The organism is Gammaproteobacteria bacterium (ex Lamellibrachia satsuma), assembly GCA_019623805.1.
GTDB lineage: Bacteria > Pseudomonadota > Gammaproteobacteria > Chromatiales > Chromatiaceae > QGON01.
Genome location: CP053680.1, coordinates 4,316,967 through 4,323,754, shown reverse-complemented (window position 1 = coordinate 4,323,754; position 6,788 = coordinate 4,316,967). Strand labels below are relative to the sequence as shown.

The window sequence follows — 6,788 nt, the reverse complement described above, 5'->3', positions numbered from 1 at the left end:
CTGGTCCATTGAGCCTAATACTTGAGGGTGGGGTCAGAATTCAGCTGAATCGTTGAATTTGAATGTAAATTTGACTCATGCCTCTTTTATTCAGGTTGGAAAGCGTCAATTAGCCTTGGTGCTCGCTTTTAAACGATTAAACTCTTGCTCGGCAGCTTGCCGAACCCGCTCTTCCGCCGCTTCCCGGGAACCTTCATAAGATGGCGCGTCTACGATGTCTGGTGCATTGCCGGCATGCTTCAGCTCCAGTGAGTCTTGGACGGGGATGGGTTCTTGCAGGATTGTCTGGTCGGGCTCATTTTTTTTGATGAGTGCCTGCCGGATGGGCTCTACAGTTGAGCCGAAGATGTCGGTGAAATAGATTGCTGCTCCGATGCTGATCAAGGCAACTGTAAGCAGCGCGAGAAGCAGTGACCAGCGTTTTTTCGGTGGTGCCTCAATCTCCTTGAATGCAGCTTTGGTAACAGGAACCACTCTCTGCTGCTGGATTGCTGCAGGTGTCTCCTGTGGTTTTGCCGGAGCCCAATCGATATTGCCTGATTTGAGCTGTTTGACGCTGTGTTCAGCTTCTGCCCGGGCTTTTTGCTCGCTGGCCAGTTGTGCCTCGAACTGTTCATTGGTAGTTTCAAGTAGCGTCCGTAATCGTTCCACATCTGCTTTTGCACTGCGTGCCGCTATTTCAGCGGCTTCGGCGCGTTGTCGGAAGGTATCATTATCCCCCTTCAACTGAGAGTTTTCTTCCTCAATATACTGTTGAACTTCCTGTTCGGCCTGTAACCTCGTGGAAGAGGCTTTTGAGAGCTGGGTATTGGTCAATTCTGCTGCTTTTGCCCGGTTGCGCATTGCCTGATATTCGGCCTGTAGGGTCTGTAGCTCCTCCTCCAGTTCCCGGCGAACCGATACTGATCTGGCCAATTTATCCTGGGACCGTTCCGCAGCTTCTGCCCGCATGCGCAGAATTTCAACTTCTGTACGCAGGTTTTCCACTTCCTCTTCCAACTGCCCCCGAGTCTCACTGTTCGAGTCAAGGAGGTCGCTTGAGTCCGGCGGGAAGAGGATGGATGCATTTAGATAAGATCCAGAGACTGGATCAGCTGGTTCAGTACTGTGACTGTCCGGGGTCGGGGTCTCTCCTGGTAATGCAGGTACGCTGTTTAATGGCGGCGATGAATCCTTCTTGATAATACGGTCACCACCGGTGGTGAGAGCATTATTCAGACGTCGTTGGGCAATGACCAGCAGGTCTCTGACCAGAATTCCGGGTTTTATGTCAGGTGCTGCAATACCCAGACTGGCGGTTATCTTATCTCCATTAGCGAGTGCAAGTTTCTTGATGCCGTTGAGAACACGTTTGCCTTGGTATTTCGCACGAATGTCATTAGTCGCGGGTAGCAGCAGAGCAAACTTGCCATCACCGAAATAGGCTGCAGTATCTTCTGTGCGCGCCTGTTTCTTCACTAACTGGGCTGTTGCATTGAGGATTCTGTTAGTCACAGCATTGCTGTTTTGCGCAGCTACCTTTTCGAATTGGTCAATCTCAAGCAGAGCCAGTGCCAGTTCGTTTTTGTGTCTGAGGGCAAATGCGAGATCTTTTCTTGCTCGCTGGGTGAAATAGTGCAGATTGGCAAGGCCTGTGATTGGATCGATAATCGACTCATGCTGAAACCTTGCGGCAGCATCGATCATCTTCTGGTGATTGTTGGCGCAGGCCTTGGCGCGTGCCGTGATTTCAATCGGCTGGAACGGTTTGATGATAAGATCGGTTGCACCGCATTTCAGAGCATTGGAACGGATCTTCTCATTGTCCTCGTTGCCGGTGATCACCACGAAGGGTGTCTCCCGGATATTGGGGTTCGTTGATTGACGGATTCTGTCGAGAAGGCCGAAGCCATTGAGGTTGGGCATCGACAGATCGGAAAATACGACGTGTACCAGCGGAGCTTCAGTGAGCTTTTCCCAGGCTTCCTCGCCGTCCTTTGTCTCGATTACAGTGAAATCATTCCTGAGAATCTTTTGCAGAGATACCCGCACCACCCGGGAATCATCTGCAATCAGAATGACCGGTTTTTCATGGACTTCTTGCGAAGCGGGTGTTTCGGAAAATTCTGCGCTCACTGTCTGCATTTGATCTTGCTTGTAGTTGCCGGAATCCAACCTTAGCTCCGGTCAATACTGATTATCGGCATAAATCCTTTTTTCTTGAAGTGATGGAAAGCCGACTGCTTCACATTTTTGCCTGTCTGCCTTGGGTAATGGTCAGACATGTGAGGTCTATGCTAGAGTCGCGCATTCTCTGGATCTGGAGTGTTGGGAGAAGCGGCCAGCCGCTTCATTGCCGATGTCTCGTCCAGACGGTTTAAATGATTAATTTTAGCGGTTTAAGATCAAGTGGCCTCTCGTATGGGCTACCACTGATAAGGAGTAGAAATGCCTGTTATTACCCTGCCTGATGGTTCCCAGCGCGAATTCGACCAACCGGTCAGCATCCACGATGTTGCGGCCGATATAGGCCCCGGCCTGGCCAAGGCGGCACTTGCCGGACGTGTTGACGGTGAACTGGTGGACACCTCCTATATATTGGATGGAGATTGCGAACTGGCGATTGTCACCAGCCGCGATGAGGACGCGCTGGAACTGATGCTTCACGATGCAGCTCATATCATGGCCCAGTCGGTGCAAGAGCTGTTTCCCGGTACCCAGGTAACCATCGGCCCTGCTGTTGATGATGGCTTTTACTACGATTTCGCCCGCGAAGAGCCCTTTGCTCCTGAGGATCTGGAAAAAATCGAGCAGCGTATGCGGGAGATCGTTAAACGTGATCTGCCTCTGGAGCGCGAGGTGTGGGACCGTGACGAGGCGGTCAAAAAGTTCGCCGAACTGGGTGAGGAGTACAAGGTCGAGATCATTCAGGACATCATCCCTGAGGGGGAAGAGGTCACCATCTATCGCCAGGGTGACTGGTTTGATGTCTGCCGTGGCCCCCATCTGCCCAGTACCGGCAAGCTTGGCAAGGGCTTCAAATTGATGAAGCTGGCCGGTGCATACTGGCGTGGCAACTCCGACAACGCGATGCTGCAGCGCATCTACGGCACTGCATGGCGTGACAAAAAGGAGTTAAAGGCCTACCTGCACCGGCTCGAAGAGGCGGAGAAGCGGGATCATCGCAAGATAGGCAAGACTCAGGACTTGTTCCATACCCAGGAAGAGGCGCCGGGCATGGTCTTCTGGCACGATAAGGGTTGGAGCATCTACCTTGTTGTCGAACAGTATGTGCGTGAAAAACTGCGGGATCACGGCTACCAGGAGGTGCGTACGCCACAGATCATCGATCGCAGCCTGTGGGAGAAATCCGGTCACTGGGACAAGTTTGGTGACATGATCTTCTCCACTCATTCAGAGAATCGGGACTACGCCATCAAACCGATGAACTGTCCTGCTCACATTCAGATCTATAATCATGGGCTGAAGAGTTATCGTGATCTGCCGTTGCGTCTGGCGGAGTTTGGCTCCTGCCACCGCAATGAACCGTCCGGCACCCTGCATGGTCTGATGCGGGTCCGAAACTTCGTGCAGGACGATGCCCATATCTTTTGCACCGAGGATCAGATTCTCTCCGAGGTCTCCGCGTTCATCGATCTGCTGTTTGAAGTCTACCGTGATTTTGGCTTTGAAGAGATCCTGGTCAAGCTTTCAACACGACCTGAAAAACGTGTTGGAGCAGATGCTATCTGGGATAAGGCCGAGAAATCACTTGAAGATGCGCTCAACCATAAGGATCTGGATTGGGAGCTGCAACCGGGGGAGGGCGCATTCTATGGCCCGAAGATCGAATTCTCCCTGCGGGACTGCCTCAATCGGGTCTGGCAGTTGGGCACCATCCAGCTTGATTTCTCCATGCCAGAGCGCCTTGGAGCGCACTATATTGCCGAGGATAATAGCAAACAGGTGCCGGTTATGCTGCACCGGGCGGTACTCGGCTCCCTGGAGCGTTTCATAGGTATTCTTATCGAACACTATGCCGGGGCCATGCCGGTTTGGCTCTCGCCGGTGCAGGCCATGATCATGAATATCACCGATCGACAGGCCGAATATGCCGAATATTGCGTCAAACGCCTGCGAGATAACGGTTTTCGGGTCGAATCGGACTTGAGAAACGAGAAGATTGGCTATAAAATCCGCGAGCACACGTTAATGCGGGTGCCCTACCTGTTGGTCGTTGGCGACCGGGAAATGGAGCAGGGCACAGTGGCGGTTCGAACGCGTACGGGCGAAGACCTCGGTAGTTTGCCGATGGATGAGTTCATAAAGCGTTTGGATGAAGATGTCACAAAGCGTGTGAACTAAGTGGCGTAAGGCACCGGAATACCGGTGCTTTTCTACTTATCGGGATTGAAGTTCTTCGGAGGAAACTGTTATCGCTGCACCTAAAAAGCATCGCCTGAATGACCAGATTACCGGCTCGCAAGTTAGACTTGTGGGCGCTGAAGGCGAACAATTGGGTATCGTTTCGTTGGATGAGGCCAAAACGGTCGCCAGCGGGGCTAGTTTGGATTTGGTGGAAATTGTACCTAACGCGGAGCCGCCGGTTTGCCGCGTTATGGATTACGGTAAGTTTATCTTCGATGCAAAGAAGCAGAAACAAGCCGCCAAGAAGAAGCAGAAACAGGTTCAGGTCAAAGAGATCAAATTTCGGCCAGGGACGGGAATAGGGGATTATCAGGTAAAACTACGCAACCTGATACGTTTCCTGAAAGATGGGGACAAGACCAAGGTGACCATGCGGTTCCGTGGTCGTGAGCACGCGCATCGCGAGCTGGGATTGGAACTCCTGGAACGGGTGGAAGCCGATTTGGCCGAATATGGTCAGGTGGAGCAGAAACCTGCGATGGAAGGCCGCCAGATGGTGATGGTGCTGGGCCCCAAGAAAAAGTAATTCAAAACGCCATGTGGCGTTACAAATCGCGGAGTTTAGAAAGCAATGCCTAAGATAAAGACCAATCGTGGTGCGGCCAAACGGTTCAAACGCACCTCATCCGGTTCGTTCAAACGAAACGCGTCTCATCGCCGTCATATCCTGACGAAGAAGAGCACAAAGCGGAAGCGCCACTTGCGCTCTCCAGCAACCTTGGCCAAGGCTGACGTAGCAGTAGCACGTCGCATGATGCCATACGCCTAATTACAACGAATCGGATTTGAACAATGCCAAGAGTTAAACGTGGTGTACAAGCACATGCCCGCCATAAGAAGGTGCTTGATGAAGCCAAGGGTTATTATGGAGCCCGTCGCAAAATTTACCGTGTTGCCAAGCAGGCCGTCATCAAGGCCGGTCAGTATGCTTATCGCGACCGCCGCCAGAAGAAACGCCAGTTTCGTGCCCTGTGGATCGCCCGTATCAACGCTGGTGCGCGTGACAACGGTCTTTCCTACAGCCGTATGATCAATGGTCTGAACATTGCCGAGATCGAGATCGATCGCAAGATGCTGGCCGATCTGGCCGTACACGACAAGCCGGCTTTTGCCGCGCTGGCAGAAAAGGCCAAGGCCGCTCTCTCCAGCTAAACGCTTGTCGTCGTCCATCGCTTAAGCGGTGGACGAAATGACTCGAAAAGGGGGAAGGCCTGAAGGCCTTTCCCTTTTTTATTGGTGATGTGTGCATTGATTCGGATCGCATTATGCGTATTCCAATCTACAGGTAATAGGTTTGTTACAGATGGAATCCCCGCTTGATATCGAACAACTGGTCGGTGAGGCTGAAGCTGCGATCGTAGCGGCTGCCGGATTGGCGGCTTTGGATGAGGTACGGGTTAAATACCTTGGCAAAAGCGGTCTCCTGACCGGTCAGCTCAAGAAATTGGGTACCCTGCCAAAAGAGGAACGTCCCAAAGCCGGACAGGCGATAAACAAGGCCAAGCAGGCCCTGCAGGTAGCCATCGATGAGCGTAAAGTGCTGCTTGAATCGCAGGCTTTGGCAGAGCGTCTCTCTTCGGAACGGGTCGATGTTACCCTGCCTGGGCGTGGTCTGCAGAGCGGTGGACTGCACCCGGTAACCCGCACCCTCGAATGCATCGAGACTCTGTTTGCCCATGCGGGTTATGAGGTGGTGGAGGGACCCGAGATCGAGGACGACTACCATAACTTCGAAGCCCTCAATATTCCCGCGCACCACCCCGCGCGTGCGATGCACGATACCTTCTATTTCGACGCGCATATGCTGCTGCGCACCCATACTTCGCCAGTGCAGATTCGCACAATGGAGGAGGGTGAGCCGCCGATGAAGATCATCGCCCCGGGTCGAGTCTATCGTTGCGATTCCGATCTGACCCACACGCCGATGTTCCATCAGGTGGAAGGGTTTCTGGTGGATGAGGATGTCTCCTTCGCAGATCTGAAGGGCGTGATCTACGACTTCCTCACCAGCTTCTTCGAACGCGAATTGAAGCTGCGTTTCCGTCCCTCCTATTTCCCCTTCACGGAACCCTCCGCCGAAGTGGATATCGAGTGCGTAATGTGCAGCGGTGATGGATGCCGTGTATGCAGCCACACCGGTTGGCTGGAAGTACTGGGGTGCGGCATGATCCACCCGGAGGTATTCCGGCACGTCGGTATCGACAGTGAAAAATATACCGGGTATGCCTTTGGTATGGGTGTTGAACGGCTCACCATGCTGCGTTACGGGGTCAACGATCTGCGACTGTTTTTCGAAAACGATCTGCGGTTTTTGAAGCAGTTTGCTTAATTATTCAGTCCGCAAAAAAGTAAATTACGCAAAAAAATAATTGGAAAATATT

The 6,788-nt window shown here is 52.6% G+C and carries 6 protein-coding genes; 5 read left to right on the top strand and 1 reads right to left on the bottom strand.

Annotation, left to right across the window (positions count from 1 at the left end; all coding sequences use genetic code 11):
• Nucleotides 1-105: 105 nt before the first annotated feature.
• The gene (locus HPY30_18720; protein QYZ67837.1) at nucleotides 106-2,124 is read right to left on the bottom strand and encodes a response regulator; all 2,019 of its coding nucleotides are present in this window, start codon (nucleotides 2,122-2,124) and stop codon (nucleotides 106-108) included.
• Nucleotides 2,125-2,427: 303 nt separating this feature from the next.
• On the opposite strand from HPY30_18720, the gene thrS reads away from it, so the two are divergent.
• The 5 genes from thrS to pheS all read left to right on the top strand — a co-directional run bounded on the left by thrS (nucleotide 2,428) and on the right by pheS (nucleotide 6,736).
• Nucleotides 2,428-4,344: a threonine--tRNA ligase gene (gene thrS, locus HPY30_18715; GenBank protein ID QYZ67836.1), complete on the top strand. Its 1,917-nt coding sequence runs from the start codon at nucleotides 2,428-2,430 to the stop codon at nucleotides 4,342-4,344.
• Nucleotides 4,345-4,414: 70 nt separating this feature from the next.
• Nucleotides 4,415-4,933 (top strand): translation initiation factor IF-3, encoded by a 519-nt coding sequence (infC, locus tag HPY30_18710; GenBank protein ID QYZ68132.1) that lies wholly within the window; start codon nucleotides 4,415-4,417, stop codon nucleotides 4,931-4,933.
• Between the two features lie 45 nt (nucleotides 4,934-4,978).
• Entirely contained in the window at nucleotides 4,979-5,176 is a 198-nt protein-coding gene (gene rpmI / locus HPY30_18705) for a 50S ribosomal protein L35 (GenBank protein ID QYZ67835.1), read from the top strand.
• Nucleotides 5,177-5,199: 23 nt separating this feature from the next.
• Nucleotides 5,200-5,559, top strand: coding sequence for a 50S ribosomal protein L20 (gene rplT / locus HPY30_18700; protein QYZ67834.1), 360 nt, complete (start codon nucleotides 5,200-5,202; stop codon nucleotides 5,557-5,559).
• A 151-nt stretch (nucleotides 5,560-5,710) separates the two neighbouring features.
• On the top strand, nucleotides 5,711-6,736 hold the full coding sequence (gene pheS, locus HPY30_18695; GenBank protein ID QYZ67833.1) for a phenylalanine--tRNA ligase subunit alpha: 1,026 nt from the start codon (nucleotides 5,711-5,713) through the stop codon (nucleotides 6,734-6,736).
• Nucleotides 6,737-6,788 lie beyond the last annotated feature (52 nt).

What these genes read in the sequence shown, in the direction of transcription:
- HPY30_18720 (QYZ67837.1), bottom strand. Translation starts at nt 2,124, where the DNA reads ATGCAGACAGTGAGCGCAGAATTTTCCGAAACACCCGCTTCGCAAGAA.
- thrS (QYZ67836.1), top strand. Translation starts at nt 2,428, where the DNA reads ATGCCTGTTATTACCCTGCCTGATGGTTCCCAGCGCGAATTCGACCAA.
- rpmI (QYZ67835.1), top strand. Translation starts at nt 4,979, where the DNA reads ATGCCTAAGATAAAGACCAATCGTGGTGCGGCCAAACGGTTCAAACGC.
- rplT (QYZ67834.1), top strand. Translation starts at nt 5,200, where the DNA reads ATGCCAAGAGTTAAACGTGGTGTACAAGCACATGCCCGCCATAAGAAG.
- pheS (QYZ67833.1), top strand. Translation starts at nt 5,711, where the DNA reads ATGGAATCCCCGCTTGATATCGAACAACTGGTCGGTGAGGCTGAAGCT.